General features: G+C 67.2%; 17 protein-coding genes. 10 read left to right on the top strand and 7 right to left on the bottom strand.

Going from position 1 to position 19,661, the window contains the following annotated elements; translation table 11 throughout:
• Positions 1–167 precede the first annotated feature (167 nt).
• Positions 168–998, top strand: coding sequence for a hypothetical protein (locus tag IFR11_RS14610; protein WP_191916632.1), 831 nt, complete (start codon positions 168–170; stop codon positions 996–998).
• 4 nt (positions 999–1,002) lie between these two features.
• On the opposite strand, the gene IFR11_RS14615 is transcribed toward IFR11_RS14610, so the two are convergent.
• From IFR11_RS14615 to IFR11_RS14635, 5 genes are read right to left on the bottom strand one after another with little or no spacing between them, the layout of a single operon-like run.
• A complete protein-coding gene (locus tag IFR11_RS14615) occupies positions 1,003–2,232 on the bottom strand; it encodes a hypothetical protein (RefSeq protein ID WP_191916633.1) in 1,230 nt (409 codons plus the stop codon).
• Complete coding sequence (locus IFR11_RS14620) at positions 2,213–3,676, bottom strand: hypothetical protein (RefSeq protein ID WP_191916634.1); 1,464 nt, start codon at positions 3,674–3,676, stop codon at positions 2,213–2,215. The genes IFR11_RS14615 and IFR11_RS14620 overlap by 20 nt, the downstream gene beginning before the upstream one ends.
• Positions 3,673–4,770, bottom strand: a complete 1,098-nt coding sequence (locus IFR11_RS14625; RefSeq protein ID WP_191916635.1) for a glycosyltransferase — start codon at positions 4,768–4,770, stop codon at positions 3,673–3,675. The genes IFR11_RS14620 and IFR11_RS14625 overlap by 4 nt, the downstream gene beginning before the upstream one ends.
• Positions 4,767–5,468 carry an acyltransferase gene (locus IFR11_RS16675; RefSeq protein ID WP_274604480.1) on the bottom strand — a complete coding sequence of 234 codons (702 nt, stop codon included), beginning with the start codon at positions 5,466–5,468 and terminating at the stop codon, positions 4,767–4,769. Before IFR11_RS16675 ends, IFR11_RS14625 begins: the two co-directional genes overlap by 4 nt.
• 3 nt (positions 5,469–5,471) lie before the next feature.
• Positions 5,472–6,626: a glycosyltransferase gene (locus tag IFR11_RS14635; RefSeq protein WP_342030310.1), complete on the bottom strand. Its 1,155-nt coding sequence runs from the start codon at positions 6,624–6,626 to the stop codon at positions 5,472–5,474.
• Positions 6,627–6,669: 43 nt separating this feature from the next.
• Here IFR11_RS14635 and IFR11_RS16825 point away from each other — a divergent pair, with 43 nt between their 5' ends.
• Positions 6,670–8,556 carry a DUF4012 domain-containing protein gene (locus IFR11_RS16825; protein WP_191916636.1) on the top strand — a complete coding sequence of 629 codons (1,887 nt, stop codon included), beginning with the start codon at positions 6,670–6,672 and terminating at the stop codon, positions 8,554–8,556.
• 52 nt (positions 8,557–8,608) lie between these two features.
• On the opposite strand, the gene IFR11_RS14645 is transcribed toward IFR11_RS16825, so the two are convergent.
• Together IFR11_RS14645 and IFR11_RS14650 are read right to left on the bottom strand one after the other, a co-directional pair.
• Positions 8,609–8,893, bottom strand: coding sequence for a hypothetical protein (locus tag IFR11_RS14645; RefSeq protein ID WP_191916637.1), 285 nt, complete (start codon positions 8,891–8,893; stop codon positions 8,609–8,611).
• Positions 8,890–9,372 (bottom strand): GtrA family protein, encoded by a 483-nt coding sequence (locus IFR11_RS14650; protein ID WP_191916638.1) that lies wholly within the window; start codon positions 9,370–9,372, stop codon positions 8,890–8,892. The genes IFR11_RS14645 and IFR11_RS14650 overlap by 4 nt, the downstream gene beginning before the upstream one ends.
• A gap of 62 nt (positions 9,373–9,434) precedes the next feature.
• Here IFR11_RS14650 and IFR11_RS14655 point away from each other — a divergent pair, with 62 nt between their 5' ends.
• The 8 genes from IFR11_RS14655 to IFR11_RS14690 all read left to right on the top strand — a co-directional run bounded on the left by IFR11_RS14655 (position 9,435) and on the right by IFR11_RS14690 (position 19,656).
• Positions 9,435–10,226, top strand: coding sequence for a glycosyltransferase (locus IFR11_RS14655; protein ID WP_191916639.1), 792 nt, complete (start codon positions 9,435–9,437; stop codon positions 10,224–10,226).
• A 2-nt stretch (positions 10,227–10,228) separates the two neighbouring features.
• The gene (locus IFR11_RS14660) at positions 10,229–10,705 is read left to right on the top strand and encodes a VanZ family protein (protein WP_191916640.1); all 477 of its coding nucleotides are present in this window, start codon (positions 10,229–10,231) and stop codon (positions 10,703–10,705) included.
• The gene (locus IFR11_RS14665; protein WP_191916641.1) at positions 10,702–12,261 is read left to right on the top strand and encodes a hypothetical protein; all 1,560 of its coding nucleotides are present in this window, start codon (positions 10,702–10,704) and stop codon (positions 12,259–12,261) included. Before IFR11_RS14660 ends, IFR11_RS14665 begins: the two co-directional genes overlap by 4 nt.
• Positions 12,262–13,152: 891 nt before the next feature.
• On the top strand, positions 13,153–14,046 hold the full coding sequence (locus IFR11_RS14670; protein WP_191916642.1) for a glycosyltransferase: 894 nt from the start codon (positions 13,153–13,155) through the stop codon (positions 14,044–14,046).
• Positions 14,036–15,136 (top strand): glycosyltransferase, encoded by a 1,101-nt coding sequence (locus tag IFR11_RS14675; protein WP_191916643.1) that lies wholly within the window; start codon positions 14,036–14,038, stop codon positions 15,134–15,136. The genes IFR11_RS14670 and IFR11_RS14675 overlap by 11 nt, the downstream gene beginning before the upstream one ends.
• Positions 15,118–16,131: a glycosyltransferase gene (locus tag IFR11_RS14680; protein ID WP_191916644.1), complete on the top strand. Its 1,014-nt coding sequence runs from the start codon at positions 15,118–15,120 to the stop codon at positions 16,129–16,131. Before IFR11_RS14675 ends, IFR11_RS14680 begins: the two co-directional genes overlap by 19 nt.
• Before the next feature lie 152 nt (positions 16,132–16,283).
• Positions 16,284–18,182 (top strand): hypothetical protein, encoded by a 1,899-nt coding sequence (locus IFR11_RS14685; protein ID WP_191916645.1) that lies wholly within the window; start codon positions 16,284–16,286, stop codon positions 18,180–18,182.
• Positions 18,175–19,656 (top strand): lipopolysaccharide biosynthesis protein, encoded by a 1,482-nt coding sequence (locus IFR11_RS14690; RefSeq protein ID WP_191916646.1) that lies wholly within the window; start codon positions 18,175–18,177, stop codon positions 19,654–19,656. Before IFR11_RS14685 ends, IFR11_RS14690 begins: the two co-directional genes overlap by 8 nt.
• The last annotated feature ends 5 nt before the right edge of the window (positions 19,657–19,661 follow it).

Below are 19,661 nucleotides of genomic sequence, written 5' to 3' on the forward strand. Positions count from 1 at the left end.
CGGGCCTTCGGGCCCGGCCTTTGTCGTTCCTGCGCGAGGCATCGTCGCAGCTGTCACGGACTCCGGATGCCGTGCACCCACCCGTTCTGCGTGATGGCGGGCACTACGAGGCGAGGCCGTGCTCTCCGCGAATCGGGCCGCGCGGGTGAAACCCGTAAGCTGAACGGGTGAGTGACACCCCCTTCGAGCCGAGCCGACGCTCCCGTCGCGAGGCGCGGGCGGAGGTCGACACCGCCCCCTCCGAGCCCTCGCTGAGCGTCGGCCACGATGACCGTGGCGCGTCCGACCGTCCCGCCGACCGCCCACGTGCCTCGAACGATCGTCCGGCGAGACGCCCGGCATCCGGGTTCTTCGGTACCTGGAAGCCCCTGGTGGCCGCCGCCGCGGCGCTCGTCGTCGCCATCGTCGTCGGGCTGTTGGCCGGAGTCGCCTTCGACGGAGCCGCGGGTCGCAGCGTCGGCAGTGTGCTGGCATCCGTCGTCGTCGGGGGGACCGGCCTCGGGCTGATGGCCCGCACGCGGCCGGCCGGATTCTTCTCGCTGCGGGGCCTCGACGTTCTCTGGGCACTCGTGCTCGGCGCGATTCTGCCCTTCGTCACCGGCATCGCGGCGGGGTCCCTCGGGTGGCCGGCGTTCGCGGCACTGTCGCCGCGGTGGCTGCTGCTGGGTGTCGTGGCGCCGTTCGTCGTCACCGTAATGCTGGCCTTCTTCGCCATCGGCTTCGTCTTCCCGGCGGCTCTGAGCTATGCGTCGACGCGCTTCACCCCGACCATCGCCCGCGTGGTGGCCGGCGTCGTGTCCGCCCTCGCATTCGCGGTCATCCCGCTCGTCTTCTCGGGCACCGTGTCGGGCATGCCGACTGCGCTGTTCGTGGGCCTCGGCATCGCGGCATCCGTCTTCGTGGGGCTCTCCCTGCGCTTCTGGGGGCCGCTGCTGCTGAGCCTCGTCTTCCCGATGGTCTGGGTCGCGCTCTCGGTCGCCGGTTACCTGCTGGCCTGAGGGCTCAGCGTCCGCGGAGCACCGGCACGGCGGTGACCGACAGCGCACCCAGCACGGCGAGCTGCACCGCGGCGACACCCGCGGCCGCGCCCGCGACGCCGAGCGTCGAGGCGCCGATGAGCACCGCGGGCACGATCAGCACCGCGCCGACGCACACCGCGGCGAGGTAGGCGCCGTCGCGCCCCGCGGGCAGCACGACGCACATGCCGAGCGCCGTGGCGATCGTCATCGCCGCCAACGCGATCCCGCCGAAGAGGGCGGTGAGTGACGAGATCTCGAATCCCGGGCCCAGCACGATGGGCGTGGCCCACGGGATGACGAGGGCGAAGCCGGCGCCGAGCGCGATCGCGAGCAGGGCGTGCAGGCCGACGGCGCGGCGCATGCGGCGGAGCCCTGCCTCGCCGGTGGCCGACGAGACCCACCCCTGGAACGAGCCGGTGATCATGTAGACGCCGATGTAGCCGTACTTCAGCACGCGGTCGAACGGGGCGAAACCGATGGCCGCGGGCGCGCCGGCGATACCGAGCGTCGAGAGGGGCGCCGTCTCAGAGAACGTCAGCAGCCCGGCGGCCAACGCCGTGCGCCAGCCCCCACGGTAGGCCGCTCGCGCGTCGGCGATCGCCGCACGCGTCGAGAAGCGTTCACGCAGTCCGATGAGCCACGTGGCGACGAGGAACGCCGCGAGCGTGCCGACGAGCAACACCGCCGGGTAGAGCAGAGGGATGCCGGTGGCCAGCGCCGCGATTGCTCCGGCGAGGTTGAGCACGATCCGGGGGACCGCGTCGAACACGAGCGCCAGGAGCGGTCGACCGACCCCGACGGCGTACCAGCTGAGCGACAGGCCCTGCAGCGAGAACGCCAGCGCCGAGACGATCGCGAGCGCGTGATCGTCGGCGTGGCTGGCCAGGGCGGCGGCGACGGCGACGAGGGGCAGCACGACGAGGCTGTTCGCCCCGCGCACGACGATGCTCGCGCGGAAGACCCGCGAGGGGTGCGCGGACCGCGCCGCCTCGACCGGGCCGCGCACGGCCCACCCGAAGGTGATGAGGGTGGCCGCGAGCGTTCCCAGGGCCTGCCCGATGGCGATCTCAGCGAAGCCGGTGGGGCCGGCGGCGCGTGTGATGAGCGGGAGGGCGATGAGGGGCGAGATCGCCGACAGCGCCGACACGGCCGTCAGCAGGGCGACGCTGCGGGCCCGGTGGGGCCGCGGCGGCTCAGGCGCGACCGAAGACACGGCCGGGTTCGCGCGCGTCTCCGCGCCCACTGTCACGTGAGTCGTTGCGCTCGTCGTCACCGAGGGGGCGCAGGATCACCGCGATGAGGATCCAGGTGATCGCGAACCAGAACATGCTCGTGAGCGTCGCTGACAGCAGATACGAGGCCAGGAGCCCCGCGGCCACGGGTTTGCGTTCGCGGGGGACGCAGACGAACACGGTGACGAAGAGGGCGACCAGCAGGCCCAGGCCCACGATCCCGCCGTCGTAGAGGACCTGCACGGGCAGCATGATGATGTGCCCGCTGATGCCCGGGGTGCCCGGCTGCTCGTGCCTCAGCCCGAAGGTGTTCGTGCCGTTGCCGAACCACAGGTTGACGCCGTGCATTTCCTGCGCCGCGAGTCGGGCGACCTCGAGGCGGAAGCCGATCGTGCCGCCCTGGAAGTCGACGTCGCCGATCTTGTTCTGCTGCTCGGGGTTGGTGGGGTCGGGGATGCGAGTCGCTTCGGGAGCGGGGGCCGACGGGGTGATGGAGTCGACGGGCTCGGTGGGCGTCGTGGTCTCGGCGGGGGCGGCGGCCGAGGTGGCGGGGCTGGCCGACGGCGGCAGCGTGCGGTCGGCGGGGGCCGCATCTCCCACGGCGGCGATGATGCCGTAGGTCACGACGAGGGTGGCCGCGAGCACCGCCGTGGGCAGGATGCGCAAGAGTCGTGAGCGCCACGACGAGCGCGACGACAGGAGCGTGAAGAGGCCGAAGACGCCGAGGCCCAACACGAGGCTGAAGACGGCCGTCCGGGTCTGCGAGGCGACGAGACCGAGGGGCACCGCCACGGCGATGGCCGCGGTCTCCCAGCGGCCGATGCCGCGCCGGGTGATCGTGAGGAGCGTCCAGAAGACCAGGATGCTGGCGTAGATGTTCGCTTCGATGGCGGTCAGCCGAGAGACGTACACCTCGTACAGCCAGTCGAAGTCGGTGCCGAGGGCGATCTGGCCGCGGGTCAGGTTCGCGACCACGAAGGCAGCGAAACCCACCAGTGCCCAGGGGGCGACGGACCAGCGTCCGAGACGCCCGGCGAGGTCTGCGCCCTCGCTGAGCGCCATCAGCGAGACGAGCAGCAGCAGGTCGATGACGAGCCAGATGAGGATCGACGCACTCCATGACAGGCTCGGCGAGAACACCAGGGTGGTCACGACGTTCCAAACCACGAAGGCCGCGTAGACGAGGGGCACGGGATGCCGCGCCGCGCGGAGGAACGCTTCGCGCAGCACCGGGTGCACCAGCATCCAGGCGGCCAGGAGGAGCGGGACCACCTGCTCCACCCGCACGCGGAATCCGGCGATCTCGGCGTCGTAACGCCCGAGGAACGAGCTGATGACGACGGCGACGATGAGTCCGAGGGTGATGAGACGCGTGCGGCCGGTGAGGGCGGGACGCGCGTAGGCGGTGGTGGGCGTGAACGTCATCGGGGTGTTCCCTCGCTCCACAGCTCGTCGAAGATCCGGCGGTCGAAGGTGGCGCGCGAGAACAGTCTCTCGAAGCGGTCGCGGGCGGTGGAGGCCGCCGCCCGGATGCTGTCCTCGTCGAGTGCGTCGAGCGCTGCCGCCCAGGCGTCGACGTCTCCGGGGGGAACGAGGAGGGGGCTGTCGCCGACGATCTCGCGGAGGCCTCCCGCGTCGCTCGCGAGCAGCGCGCGTCCGGCGCCGAGCGCCTCGATGGCGATGGTCGGAAGCGGGTCGGGCAGAACGCTCGGCACCACGACGACGTGCGCGGCGTCGAGGTGCGCGCGCACGTCCGACGTCGGGCCGACCACGACGATGCGGTCGTGACGCGGCGAGGTGGCGACGAGGGCGGGCACGTCGACGGCTTCGCCGCTCGGCGGCCGATCGCCGAGGATCTCGAGCCGCAGGTCGTCTCGACGTGTCGCGTTCCAGGCGTCCAGGAGCACGCGGTGGCCCTTCCAGGCGTTCCATCGGCTCGCGACCACGACGCGGATGCCGTCGACGAATGTCGGAAGCGGGGTCGGGGGCGCCGCCTCGAAGCCGTTGTTCACCACGCGCGTGCGCCCCCGCAGGGCCGCCGGCAGAACGTCGGCGACGGCCGCGCTGACGGCGATGATGCGGTGCGCGAACCGGAGGAAGGGGACGACGGCCTTCGAGCGCTCGTCGATGTGCTCGTGCAGGTGCAGAACGACGCGGGCGCCGGACACGCGTGCGGGCGGGGCGGCGAGGGCGGCGGCCGCGGTGTTCAGGTAGACCAGGTCGGGGCGAGCGGCCAGCAGACGGGCTCCGGTCGTCAGCGCTCGCCAGGCGAGGCCCGCAAGGCGTGCGGGCCGCAGGTAGGCCCGTCGCATGATCGGGAGAGCGCGGTGGTGCACGCGGATCCCCGCGTCCTGAAGCGCGCGGGTGAGCTGGCGCTCGGGGTAGTCGACGTCGGTGGGCAGCCACACCTCCACGTCGAGATCGCGGGGCACCGTGCGCAGCACCTCGAGCAGCACGCGGTCGGCGCCGTACATCTCGTCGGAGGGGTGGATGACGATGGCGCGGCGACGTCGGTTCACTCGGCGACTCGCGACTTCAGCTCGCGCGCGGGGATGCCGCCGTAGACGGCCCCCGCCGGGACGTCGCGCGTCACGACGGCCCCCGCGGCGATGACCGCACCGTCACCGATCGTCACGCCCGAGGTGATCGTCACGCCGCTGGCGATCCAGCATCCGGAGCCGATGGTGATGGGCGACCACTCCACGCCCTGCGACTTCACGTCGAGGGAGGGATCGCTCATGACGTGGTCCTCGGCGAACACGCGCACGCCAGGGCCCAACATGGTCTTCTCGCCGATCGTGACCCCGCCGGAGCATCCGATGTAGCACCCGGGCGACAGGCTGCTGCCGTCGCCCATGACGAGTCCGACGCCGATCGCGCGGGAGTAGTAGCTGCTGGGGCGGATGAGTGTGCTCGAGCCGATCGACACCTTGTCTCCGAAGCGGATGCCGCCACGGCTGAGGCCCTGGATCTCGGCGAAGTCCTCGACGATGAGGTCGGCGCCGGCGTGCACGAGGTGCGGGTTGCGCACGCGAACGCCTCGGCCGATGAGCGGAAGTCCGGTCGAGGTGCCGAGGCGGGGGGCGAGGAGAGCACCTCGAACCGCCATCGGGCCGACCTTGGCCGCCAACTGCGCGCTGACGATCCGCCACCGGTCGCTGCCGGCCTCGCGGAGACGCTCGCGCTGCTCGTGGACGATCTTGCTCGCGATCCCCATGATTCAGCGGGCCCGCTTCTCGGAGGGGTGTGGGGAGCCCTCAACCGGGCGGAGGTGGGAGCGAAGGAGCCGTTCGTACGCCGCGTTGACGCTCTCCCACGAGTAGGCGTCGACCGCGCGACGGACCGCGTTCTCGCTCAGCTGCTGCTGGCGTGCGGGGTTCGTCAGCAGGCCGCGCAGGGCCGCTTCGATCTCGGAAGGAGTCGCGCCCGTGAACTCACCGGCGTCGGCGCCGAGCACCTCGCGGCTGTGCACGGTGTCGCGGGCGACGATCGGGGCGCCGGCGGCCATCGCCTGCACGAGTGCGGGGTTGGTGCCGCCGACGCTGTGCCCGTGGAAGTATGCCCCCGCGTGCTGCCACAGGCTGTGCAGGCGGTGGTCGTCGTGGACGTGACCGAGCCAGTGGAAGCGGGGGAGGCGTTCCGCGAGGGCGGCGGCGCGATCGTCGAGATCACCGCCATAGCCGGACGACCCGACCACGATGACGTCGTGCGTCTCAGCGAGGCGCTCGGCGGCGTCGAAGAACTGTCCGACGGTGTTCTCGGGCACGAAACGCGCGACGACGAGCGCGTACCCGCGGTGGGTGAAACCGGGTTCGATGGGCAGCGGTGCCGGCACGTCGGCGCCGTAGGGGATGAAGGTCCCTCCGACGCCGAACTTGGTCTGCCAGGCGTCACCGATCGTGCGGGCGTCGACCACGCGCTCGGTCGACCACTTAGCTGTCACCTTGGCGCCGGCACGGAAGACCGCTTTACCCAGAGCGCTCCACTTCTCACGTTCCCACTCAAGACCGTCCACATTGACGATGGTCGGGATGCCGCCGGCGCGAAGCATCGGCAACCAGAACCCGTTCGCGACGTTCATGATGAGTGCGACGTCGGGCCTTCTGCGCGCGGCGTCGAACGTCGAAGTGAATCCGTACGACAACGTGCTGAGAGCCTTTGAATCCACGCCCTTGGTCATTCGCGAGACGACGCGTGGATCGCGCTCGGGGTCGGCGGGATCCGTTGCACCCGGCCGGCCGTAGACCGTCACGTCCCAGCCGTGCTCGACCAGAAAAGGAGACAGGCGTCGCACGGCTGTCTCGAAACCGCCGTAATAACTCGGATAGCCGCGCGTGCCAATGATGGCCACGGCGGGCATGCGGCGGTGTCCCACGCGTCTCCTCGGGTTTCTCGGGTAGGAGCGGCGGCGCAGCGCAGTGGTTTCGGCGCTTTCGCGCGCACAGCAGTCTTTGCCCCCGACTTCGGTAGCATACCCATCTGCGCGGCTATGCCCCGTCGCGCCTACGCCGTACCCCGACTCCCGGCGTGATCGGATCAGCATGCCGCGAATGTCCCTCGCCAACTACACCCCCACGAAGATCGCGTGGATTGTGCTCGCCGCACTTTCCGCTGTGCTGGTGGCGCTGGTGGCCGCTGTGGGCATCGGTGCCTTCATCGCGCAAAAGGAATTGCGCGCCGCAGTACCCCTGGTGTCGAAGGTGCAGGGGCAATTCGGATCTGACGATCAGGCGGCGCTGGCCGACTCCGTCGAGAAGTTGAAGGGGCATGCGTCGGCCGCTCGCGCCGCCGCTGACACGTGGCTGTGGCAGGCGGCGGAGCAGGCCCCTTTCATCGGGTCGACTCTGCACGCTGTGCGCTCGTCGACGATCGCGGTCGACGAGCTCGCCGAGGGTGTACTTCCCGTGCTCTCCGATGTCGATCCGGCTCTTCTCCGTCCGCAGGGCGGCGTCTTCGATATCGCGGCGATCGCCAACCTCACCGGACCGGTGTCCACCGCCGCGGAGGCGGGCGAGAAGGCGGCGAATGCGCTCGAGGGCGTCGACCCCACAACCGCGCCCGGCATGCTGCGGGCGCCGCTGACACAGCTGACCGGCGCGGTTGGGGCACTGCAGCCCGCGCTGTCGAGAATCAACGCACTCATGCCGCAACTCCCATCGATGATGGGCCAGGACGGCCCGCGCGACTACCTGCTGCTCGTTCAGAACAATGCCGAGGCGCGCGGGACGGGTGGCATTCCGGCATCGGTGGTGATGTTGCGTCTCGAGGGCGGCAAGCTGTCGATCGCGGCGCAGGCGACCAGTCGCGATTTCACGAACAAGCGCGCGACGCCGATCATCCCACTCGATCCCGAGGTCGTGAAGCTCTACGACGACAAGGTGGGGCGTTTCTCTCAGGACATCACCTCGACTCCCGATTTCGCCCTCTCCGCGGAACTGGCGAAAGCGTTCTGGACCGAATCGTTCGGAACGCCCGTGGACGGTGTGATCTCCATCGATCCGGTAACCCTGTCTTACATTCTTGAGGCGACCGGGCCGATCACGCTCGAGACGGGCGACAAGCTGACGTCGTCCGACGCCGTGAGCATTCTGCTGAGCGACGTCTACGCGCGCTATCCGAAGAACGCCGACCAGGATGCGTTCTTCGCCTCCGCCGCGGTCAAGGTCTTCGACGCGGTGTCGTCGGGAGATTTCCAGCCGGTTCCCTTCGCCGAGGCCATCGTGAAGGCTGTCGATGAGAACCGCGTCCTGTTCCACTCCTTCGACGAGGCGACGCAAGCGGCCTTCACCGGGTCTCGTCTGCTCGGGCCGCTGCCCGCGACCGATGATCCCGCCGACCCGACGCTCGGCGTCTTCGTGAACGACCTCACCGAGGGCAAGCTCAGCTACTACACGTGGATGTCGGCCGAGGTGCAGGTCAACCGGTGCGCCGCCGTGCCGACCTACACGTCGATCGTCACGTTCGTGAACGCTCTGGATCAGGCGACCTCCGACGGCCTGGTGAACTACGTCGACGGCGCACGCCACTACGCGAAGGGGACGATCGGAACCGACCTGCAGTTCTACGGTCCGAGCGGATCCACCTTCGTCGGCGCGGCGCTCGACGGTGTCGACGTCGACATCACGACCGGGGAGCACCTGGGGCGCCCGGTGGGCCGCATGTGGGTCGTGAACCCGCCGCAGACGGTGCACACTCTGGCCGTGCAGTTCCAGGGTTCTCCCGGCGACGGCGATAACGCGTCGATCGTGCACACCCCGATGGTGAACCCCGTCAACACGACGGTGGTCGACGTCCCCTGCAGCTGATCGTCTGAGGCGCGGCGTCGCAGACGAAGCGCCGCGCGCCTTCCGAACGGGCTCAGAGGACGGCGAACAAGTACGCGTATCCCGCCAGCAGGCCGAGGTTCATCAGGCCGCCGATCGGCGCGAGTACACCGGGCGATCCACGGCGCAGGATCACAGCGACCACGGCGAGCACCAGCCCCAGCACCGCACCCGCCGTGCTCAGCGCGAGTGTGCTGGTCAGCGGGATCGTTTCGACGAAGGCCGCCCAGAGGCGTGCCACCACGGCCAGCTGCACGCCGATCGATGCAAGGGCGGCCAGCAGCGACAGGGTTCCGAGCACTCGGGGGGCGGTCTTCACGCGCCGAGCCTACCGGAGGGCTCTTCAACGACCGGAATCGTGCGGGCGGGCGGGAAGACCACGAAGTGGTAGAGAACGAAGCGCACGACGGTGACCCCGGCGATCGAGACGAGGTTGACGATGTTCAGCCCGATCGGGCCGGCATCCCCGTAGATCGCCTCCAGTGCCTGCGCTCCAGCCCACACCGCTGCTGCGCCCAGGCCCGTGCAGACGGCGTTCACGAGCAGGAAACGCACCATCTGGCGCCCAGCTCCGGTGCGGGAACGGGAACGGAAGGCCCACTCCCGGTTGCCCACGTACGCGTTGACGAGGGCGATGAGAGAGGCGATGACTTTCGCGGCCACCGGGCCGACACCCGCGAGCAGCAGCAGGTTGAACGCCGCGATCTCGATCCCGGTGCTGATGGCGCCCACGATCAGGAACCGCACGGACAGAGCGCCCGCGCGCCGAAGATTCCTGGTGCGCCCCACGAGTGTCATACGCTACATGTTCGGGGGAGTAGCCGGGTGAATTCATCCCGGAGGAATGCGGGGATGCCAGGGTGCAGGCGCAAGATCACGTCGCGGTCGTGATACCGGCGTTCAACGAGGCCGAGGCGCTTCCGTCGTTCCTTGCAGAGATCCGCGCCTCGTTCGCTACCGTCGGCCGTTCTGTCACGCTGATCGTCGTGGACGACGCATCGATCGATGACACCAGCACCGCGGCCGCGCCGCTCGCCGATGTCGTGCGTGCCCCCGTCAATCGCGGGCATGGACCGACGGCGCTCGCCGCGTACGCCGAAGGCCTGCGCAGTGGGGCGGGGACCATCGTGCACGTCGACGGCGACGGCCAGTTCTACGGCGACGACATCGCCCGCGTCGCCGTCGCCCTCGATCGCCCCGAGGCCGACGTCGTCCACGGCGTGCGTCGAGGCCGCACCGACCCCTGGTTCCGCCGATGCCTCAGCGGGCTCGTCCGCTTCGCGGTGATGCTGTTGTGCGGGCGGTCCGTGCCCGACGTGAACACTCCGCTCCGCGCCTACCACCCCGATACGCTGCAACTGCTCGTCGATGGAGTCCCCGACGGCGCTCTCGTCCCGCACGTGCACTTCTCTATCGCCGAGGCTCGCGAGCGCCTCCGTGTCCGCTACGTCTCGGTGGAGAGCATCCCGCGTCGTGGGGCGGTCTCCCAGGGCACCATGTGGGGTGCGGGACGTACGCGCGTGGTGCTGCCGCCTCTCCGCCTCGTGCGGTTCGCCGCTCGAGCTCTCGCCGAGCTGTGGCGCGTCGACATTCTCGGACCACGCCGCGGTGGGGCCCGCATCTCCGGGCACGACGCAGCGTTGCGCGGCTGACCGTGCGCCTTCTCATTGCCGCAACGGGACTGGGCCTCTGCCTGGCTCTCGTGCTCGTGGTCACCATGTCGCCCACGCCGATCGATCAGGGTTACGAGAGCGCGATCGAACGGGTGCTGTCCGTGCTTCATCGCAACGGCGTTCCCGGATGGTTCGGGTACCGCTGGTTCGAGTTCTCGGCGAACATCGTTCTCTTCGTACCGGTGGGGTACTTCCTCTCCCTCCTCTTTCCGGCACGCTTCCTCTGGATCGCCCTTCCGCTCGTGCCTGCCCTGTCCGCGACGATCGAGACGCTGCAGTTCTTCGTGCTGCCGGCGCGCTTCGCCACCGTGAACGACGTCATCGCCAACACCATCGGCGGGTGGGGTGGGGTGGTCACCGCGGCGATCACGGTGGCGGCGGTGCACATCCGTGACCGCAGGGTGCTGCAGAAGTGGCGCGAGCGCAACGTCGTGGGCGTCCGGGAGCCGGCCGCGTGAGCCTGCTCCGTTCGCGCGCGGCGCTGCTGTCCGCGGCATCCGCTCTCCTCATCAGCGCGCTCGCCTACGTACCGATGATCCTCTCGGGTCACATCACGCGCGATTCCGGCGTCTTCCTCTACACCGGCATGGTCGTCTCACGCGGGGGGATGCCGTACGTCGACTCGTGGGATCACAAGGGCCCCCTCCTGGCGGCGATCGAGACGGCGGCGTGGCGGTTGGGGGGAGGGATCGTCGGGGCGCCCCTCCTCGAGGCGCTCGTGCTGTTCCTCGGCCTGTCGATCGCCGGGGTCATCTGGTCGCGGTGGATTGGAGGCTGGGCTCCGCTGGTGGTCTTGATCGTCGGCGTCACCTACCTGGGGGTCTTCGAGGGCGGGAACTTCACCGAGACGTGGCTCTTCCCCTTCCAGCTGACCGCGTACTCCGCGGCCGCGCACGTCGGGCTCCGGCACGGACGCGAGGCCTCAGCCCGCGTGGCGGCTGGCCTCGGACTCGTCGTCGGGCTCGCCCTTTCGGTCGGACTGTTCACGCGAATGAACAATGTGGCGGGGCTCACCGTGCTGGCCGTGCTCGGTGTGATCGCTTTGCGCCGGCGCTTCGTGTTCCTGGGCGCCGTGGTCGCCGTGGTCGCGGTGATCGGGGGTGCACTGACGCTCTGGCTCTGGGGTGGGGACGCGCTGCGCGCCGGAGTCGACCAGTACCTGCGCTACAACCTCTTCTACTCGGGCGGTACGCCGCTCGGCGAGCGCGTGAGCGCCTTCGCCACCCTGTCGCAACTTCTTGTCTCGGGCGCGGTCGTGGCGACGGCGCTCGTGGTCGTGGGCGCGTGGATGGCGCTCGGAGGCGCAAGACGGGGTGCCGCCCCGGCGAACATGGCGGTCGTCGTTGTGTTCCTGGCCGTCGGCGCCGTCGATGCCCTCTCGCAGATGGCGTCGGGGCGCCCCTATCCGCACTACCTGGTGGTGGCGATCGCTGGTTTCGCGGTCGCCATCGTCGCGGCGGTGCACCGGCTTCGTCCCTCGGCAGGGGAGTGGTGGAGGGCCGAAAAGGCTCCACGGCGCCGGGTCCTCCGGGCGCTGGGTCTCGCAGCGCTTTCGCTCCTCGTCGTCTCCAGCTCGGCCGCAACGGCTGTGCAGGGGCTTCGGTCAACGATGGACGCGGGCGTGGATGTCGCCGGTTCGTATCAGGCGCAGATCGTCGATCGGGTTCTGGCCGAGACGAGCCCCGACGATCGCGTGCTCGTGCACGGCGCTGAGACGTGGATCCTCGCCGCGGCCCAGCGGCTGTCGCCGACGTCGATCACGTACTCGCTCCCCGTCGAGCAGGGGTACGAGGGCCTGTCGGCTCAGTACCTGGCGGACGTGACTGCTTTCCCGCCCGCCCTCATCGTGGAGTCTCCGCTGTCGTGCGGCATTTCGATCGAATGCTCGGCCGACAAGGATCACTTCGCGGGCTTGGCGCCATGGATCGTCGCGTCCTATCAGCTCCAGGGTGACGTCGTCGGTGTTCGGTTCTGGCAGCGGGTAACGACCCACCTGTCCTCGACACCACCCTAGGAGAAGGCGAAGTACGAAGACGAGGCAGAGATCACCCTCCCCGTTCTGCAGGAGAAATCTGGGCCATCATGCGGATTCGCATGCGGTAGGAGTCGGGGGTGGAGTCCCGGCGGCTTCCAGACATGGCGCGGTGCAGGTTGATATCGCCGGGTCCGGTTTGAGCGAGGTGCGATGTTCTCCATCCAGGCAGCGAGTTCGGAGCCTTCGTGCGCGTAAACGCAGCCGGCAGCCGACTATGCGACCGGGTAGTCTATTCGCGATGACGCTCAACATCGCCAAAACCGGACTGCGCGCGTGGGCCGATCCTGTCTCGCATATATTTCTACCGTGGCGACGACAAGGTTATTCCGGCGACGCCGGCATATCGAGGCGACGCAAAGGTGGGCGGTTGCGTTCTGCGATTGATGCGACCGGTGAGGAGCTTTGGCCGGCGCAGCAGGGCCCGATACGGGGGGGGTTCAGTCTCGCGCGCGATCCATCGACGGGTTGTTCGTCGCGCTCCATGCGTCGAGTCTCACGCGTGTTTTGTCGCCCTCGCCTGCTCGGGCGGCGTTCGGGCCATGCCGACGTGCCGCAATGCCTCCCACCGCGCGACGAGCAGACTTTCTGAAAATGCACGCACCCAGGTGATTCTCGTCCGTGGGGACCCGGCAGCGTGTGGCAGGTGGCGATTTGATGACAAAATGGCGAGCGGCCTACCGCGAGATGTTTGGAATGCTCAATGGGGGAGAAGCTATGAGGTTTTCACTACACCGCGTGCGAAGGGAGGAAGATGCTGTGAGGCGGCGATCTCAAGGCGCCCCGGGCTTCTCTGACCCCCTGCTGACCTGGACAAAACGTCGTCGGCTGCTTCTCGTAGCATCGACCGGGGGGCACCTCGCGCAACTCCACATGATCGCTGACCGCCTCGGTGCCAGCGACGATTCCGTATGGATAACGTTCGACAGCCCGCAGAGTCGGTCGCTGCTCGCAGGTAAGGATGCGCGATTCGTCCCCTACATCCCGCCCCGGGGATGGCGGCAAGCCCTGCGAGCCTGGGTTCTCGCAGCACGAACCACACGTTTCATGTCGTTCGACGCAGCCGTGAGTACGGGCGCAGGTTTGGCGTTCGCGGTCCTCCCCCAGATGCGTGTGCGCCGCATCCCGACGTACTACATCGAGAGCGTCTCGAGAATCAACGGCCCGTCGCTCACCGGTCGAATGATCAGCGCAACGCGGGCGGCAAGCCTGCGGACGCAGCATTCGTCCTGGGCCGACGCGCGCTGGCGACCCTTTCCTCCGGTCCTCGGGCAGTTCGTTGCTCACCACAGGGAGCCGCCCGGCGTAGATGCGGCAGGCGATGATACGCGCCGCCCCACCGTATTCGTCACACTCGGGACGATCCACCCCTATCGCTTCGACGCGCTCATCGACGGACTTCTGGCCTCCGGATTGGTAGACGAAAGGACCGTTTGGCAGATCGGAGAGACATCGCGTTCAGACTTGCCAGGCATGGTCAATCAGTACATGAGTGCGGACGATTTCACGCTCGCGTGTGCGAACGCGGACGTTGTTGTCACTCATGCTGGCGTCGGTACGATTTTGGCGCTGCTTGATGCGGGAGTGTTCCCGGTGGTCGTTCCGCGCCGTTCGGCGCGGAGAGAGCACGTCGACGACCATCAAGGCCAAATATCGACTCTGGTCGAACAACTAGGCGTCGCGGCAGTGACAGAGGCGAACGGTGATCTTGCTTCGGCCATTCTCGAAGCGAGTATGAAGCGAGTGGCCAGATCCGATGACCGCTAGGAACGACAGACCGCTTCGGGTCGTCCATGTCTTCAACACCCTGAACGGTGGCGGACTTCAACGCGTGGTGCTGGCGCTATCACGCTGGATGCGGGAGGAGCATGACGTCGAGGCGCTGCTCGTCAGCCACGGTGGACCTCTCGAACGTCAACTGGAGCCCACGGACCGCTGGGTGGGAAAGGCGCAGGCGGGAGGCTTCTTCGGCGAAGTGATGCAGCTCCTCTCGATCGTGCGTCGGGAAAAGCCGGACGTTCTCCACGCTCATCAACGCCGCGACGCTCTCAGCTGCCTTATCGTGGGCGCCGTGACGAGGACGCCGGTCGTCGAGCACGCGCACAACACATTGCCCAACACCGGTATCAAGGCGCTTTCGTTTCGTGCTCCGATGACATTCGCTGTAAGTAATCAGGTGCGCGACATGATCGTCCACACCTATCGGCGTGATCCCGCCACAATCCACGTGGTGGGTGGTGTGCCGTTCAATCTCTCGAGCGAGCCGCCCTATCCGCGCCCCGACGAGGCCGGCAGGCCTCGTCGCATCCTTGGGATTGGACGGTTGGAGGAGCAGAAAGACCCGGAACGCTTCATTCGTGCTATCGCATCCGCGGCCCGTCGCGTACCTGTCGAGGCTCGCTGGTTGGGGGACGGCGGGCTGCGCGGACAATGCGAGAGACTCGCGCTGGAGCTCGACGCTCCAGTCACCTTCGTAGGCCCGAGTGATCGTGTCACGGAGGAGCTCGACGCTGCGGATGGTTTGTTGATGACGTCACGGTGGGAGGGTTTAGGGCTGGTGATTCTGGAGGCTTTCGCACGAGAGCGGCCAGTGGTCGGTCTTGCACACGGCGGCATGGGCGAATTGCTGGCCGAGGGTCGCGGTACGCTATTGCCGTCAGATGTGTCCGACGAGGCCCTCGCTGAGGCCGTCATCGGCGGGACTGCCACCTCGGTCGAGGTCGGGCACTCCATAGATTTGGCATCCGACTACGTCAGTCGCCACGCGACGGCCGAGGTCGTCTATGGGGCGGTCCTGGCCGGCTACCGCTCGATAATCGACCGGACAAGGGGGGCATCGTGCCATCTGTCACAGTGATTGCACCGATTCGCAACGGCATTGAGTTCGTCGACGATTTTGTGCGCCAGATGCGAGGTGAACTCGGAGTCGACGACCGGGTTATCGTCGTCGACGACGCCTCGACAGACGGTTCAGCTGAGGCTGTCGAACGGGCTACACACGGAGATTCGCGGTTTCTCCTCATTCGAAACGAGAAGAACCTCGGTGTTGCTAAGTCACGCAATCTCGCTGTCGGCATGGTGCGCACGGAATTCGTGTGGTTCGTGGATCACGACGATTTCTGGGAGTCCGGCACGCTCTCGCACTACCGCGCGGCCATTGAGGATGCAGACGTCTTGATCAGCCGCGCTGATTACCGGACCAGACCTGATGTACCGGGTCGCATCGTCGATGGAATAGATCGCGCCGAGGATCTCGACGCCGCGGGAGCTCTTCGGCTCATGCTCGAGGGACTCGTCCACGGCTATCTGTGGAGCAAGCTTATCCGCACGTCTGTACTGGGAGTGGATCCGTTCCCGCCTCTGACGTCGCAATCCGATTTCTGCGGCGTGGCGGCCATGGTGTCGCGCGCATCGAAGGTGAAGACCATTCCGGATGTCCGGTACCACTACATCAAGAGGACGGGTTCGATCACCCGGGGGCGGCGGGTCGAACTGGGCAACTTCATGGTCGGCCGAGAGACGATGCTCAACGCAGCCGGGCGCGTTGGCCTCGACCGCGACACGAACCTCCTGCAGTTCTTCACCTGTTGGTTTTTTTGTCACGCATTGGTCTTTGTCCCGCTGCGACAGGGCTCGCCACGCGAGATCTTCGACGAAGGAATGCGTCTCAGCCGCCGCACACTCCGGGGTATCCCTCTTCTGCCCGTTTTCCGTCGTCGCCCCAGGGTGGGAGCTGAAATGCTTCTCCTACGTTACGGATGGTTCGCTTATCGACCTGTGATGAGCATGGCGTTGCGAGTCGTCGACGCGCGCAAGCGCGAAGCTGAACGACGTTCAACGGGGGGCAAATGATGTCCCCCAGGGTGTTCGTGTGGGCGGAGGGGCTTGCATCCAACCTCGGTGACTCTGTCCTCCGACGTGGCCTTCTTCGACGTCTGGAAGCCCAGAACGCAGTCCATGCGTACGTCGGGCGCGGGGACAGGGGATATCTCGCTGGTCTGGAGATGTCGAACCGCACCACCGCGTACACGTCGGAATGGCGATGGCACCTGGCGATCGTGCGGAGCTCGTTGCTACGACGGACCGTTGTTCTGATGAGTCCTGGTGAAGCGATCGCAGATCGTCGCTCGCTTCTTATGCGCACCGCCTTCGTCGTGGAGGGCCTGTTGCTCCGGTTGCGCGGAGGCGCCGTGCATCAAACTGGAGTCGGCATCCGTCGTCCGGTGGGGCGTTGGCCCATGGGTATCAGAGCGACCGCGCGGGTTTGCGAGATCGTGACGTGGCGCGACGAATGGAGTCGCGACTTCATCGGCAAGGGGTCCGTCTTTCCTGACTGGGCGATGGGTGAGGGGCCACGTTTCGCCACAGAGGGGGTGCCGCGCGACCTGCTTGCGTTGTCGTTCCGTGGAGATCGTGCTCAGCCGACCGTTGATGATGTCAGCGCTCTGCGTGATATTAGTGTCGAGCTCAACCTGCGTCCGATCGTGGTTGCACAAGTCGCAGCCGATGACGCGCCCGGTCGTGCGCTCGCGCAGCAGCTGAACTGCGATTTCGTCGAGTGGGGGTCGGGGGATCACGCCGACATCGAAGCCCGCGTGCGATCCGTGTACGCGCGGACGCAGCTCATCCTGAGCGATCGCGTCCATGGTCTCATCATCGCCGCGACGGAGGGCGCGATACCCGTCCCGTTCGGGTTCGTCTCGGTGGAGAAGGCACGACGTACGCTCGACGCGGCTGGTCTGGCGGCGCCGAGCATCGACCTCGAGGACCTTCGTTCCGGGAACGCGAGCCGGGCCCTTCGAAAGGCCGTCGCCGCTGGGGAGGACATCCTCGGAGCCGTGAGCGACGCATCGTCGCAGCTCGATGCTCTTGCCGCTCGGATCGAAGAAACCGTTCGGGGACGCCCGGCCAGAGTGCTGCACTCCATGGCGGCGCCTGACGGCACGGTTACTCGGTACGCCGATCACATGGCTGCGGTCGAGGCGCCCGACGTGCAAGTCTTTTTCTTTTCATGGCACCGAGCGCTCATTGGAAGATATGACATCTTCCATGTGCATTGGCCGGAGTATCTCGCGCGGGCATCTCGCGGGGCGCGCGGTTGGGGTAAGCGCGCAGCGATGCGGCTACTCATCCTCCGGCTGCGGCTGAGCCGAACACCGGTGGTGTGGACGATGCATAACCTCGATCCGCACGAGGCGGCGAGCGGTGGGGAGCAATCGCGTGTGCGCGCTCTTCTGGACCGCGTGAGCGTGAGCGTCGCACTCAACCCCGCCCAGTCGACTCCGCTCAAGGTCCCGACGGTGTACATCCCGCATGGGCACTACAAGGAACGCTTCGCACGTCACCCGCACAGCGAGATGGAGATGAGCCGAGTCGTCTTCTTCGGCTTGATCCGCCCCTACAAAAACGTTCCTCGCCTCATTGAGGTCTTCGCGGAGACAGCGCGACCGGGCGAGTTTCTGTCCGTAGTGGGCAGACCCCAGGAGGACTGGCTGCGGGCCGAGATAGTCCAAGCGGCCGCAGGGATCACGCAGATCGGGCTCGACTTGAGATTCGTCGCCGATGAGGAACTTGTTGCGGAGGTGACGCGTGCACAGCTCGTGGTCCTTCCATATCTCGAGATGAATAACTCTGGTGCTCTCTTCGTCGCCCTCTCACTCGGACGTCCTGTTCTGGTACCTCGTTCTGCAGTGAATGAGGCGATCGCCGCAGAAGTGGGCCCCGAGTGGATGCAGCTGTTCGACGGCGAAATGACCTCTGAAGTCTTGCGACGGGGTCTCGCGTGGTCGGAAGCTCCGCGAACCGAGCGAACGCCCGCCATGGCGCAGCGCGATTGGGAAGCGATCGGTGCGCGTCACCGTGAGCTTTACCGGTCACTTGCGGACCGGACAGTCCGTGTCTGATAACAGCTCTGGATCTAACCTGGGCAGGTCGGCCGCGGGCGGCGCGCTCGTGACCCTGGGATCGCAGGGGCTGCGGATCGGGCTGCAGTTCATCTCGATCGTCACACTCGCTCGAATCCTCACGCCCGAGCAGTTTGGCCTCGTCGCGATGGTGACGGCGATAATCGGCATCGCCGAGGTCTTCCGTGATTTCGGGCTCTCTATGGCCGCCGTGCAGGCGCCGACGCTTACCCGCGGTCAGCGCGACAATCTGTTCTGGGTCAACACCCTCATCGGCTTGGTCCTAACGGGAGTCACCGCAGCCCTTGCGCCGGCCATCGCCTTGCTCTATGGGGAACCCGACTTGGTTCCAATCACCCAGGCGTTGTCGATCACGTTCTTCCTGAACGGACTGTCAACGCAGTATCGCGCGGACTTGACTCGTCGCCTCCAGTTCCTCAAGCTGAACGCCGCGGAGATCGCGGGCCAAGGGGTCGGGCTTGCGGCGGGCATCGCTGTGGGTCTGCTGGGGTGGGGATTCTGGGCGCTGGTCGTGCAGCAGGTCACCCAGGCCGCTGTCGCGGCTGCGTTCCTTGTCTCCGTTGCGCGCTGGATTCCGGGGTTGTATACGCGGAACGAAAGCATTCGATCCTTTTTCGGATACGGAATGAACCTTCTTGGTGTTTACGCCCTGGCGTACGGCGCCAAGAACCTTAGCGGGGTGATCATCGGAGCCAACTTGGGTGCTGCGCAGCTGGGAGCCTACAACCGTGCATACCAGCTCCTGACCCTCCCGCTTGCTCAGTTGAATGCGCCGTCAACGAGAGTCGCTCTTCCGGTGCTTTCGCGAGTGCAGTCGGAGCCAACCCGGTTCGACGCTTTCCTTATCCGCGGCCAGTCGATGTTGCTTCACGCCGTGCTGCTCGTTTTCTCTCTCTCGGCTGCCTTGGCCAGCCCTCTCGTCGAGATCGTGCTGGGCCCGCAGTGGGGATCGGTCGTCCCGATCTTCCAGATACTTGCGATCGCCGGTGTGGCGGAAAGCGCCGCCTACGCCGCCTACTGGGTCTTCCTCGCGCGAGGGCTCACTCGACAGCATCTCTATTACGCAATGGTCATGCGACCCCTGCAGATCGGATTGGTCGTCGCTGGAGCGCCCTTCGGTCTGTACGGAGTGGTGTGGGGGTACACGATCGGACTCGTCATCGCCTGGCCTGCGAGCCTCATCTACTTGCGGATCCTGCGTGCGGCCCCCGTGGGCCGTATGGCGCGAAGCGTTGGTGCTATCACTCTGGCCTACGTCGCGGCGGCGGCGGCGACCTACGGAGTGTGGACCCTCACCACCGGTTTGTCCGTGTGGGCGCAAGCTGCCATCGGCATCGGAACCATGGCGCTGTCCATGCTCCTGGTTTGTGCGATCTGGCCACACTTTCGCGCTGATGTCCTTTCCATCGTCGGGCTGGTGAAGCGAGCCATTGTCGGTAAGTTCAAAAGATGAGCCGC

The organism is Microbacterium sp. CFBP 8801 (assembly GCF_014839455.1).
In the GTDB taxonomy this organism is placed as follows: domain Bacteria; phylum Actinomycetota; class Actinomycetes; order Actinomycetales; family Microbacteriaceae; genus Microbacterium.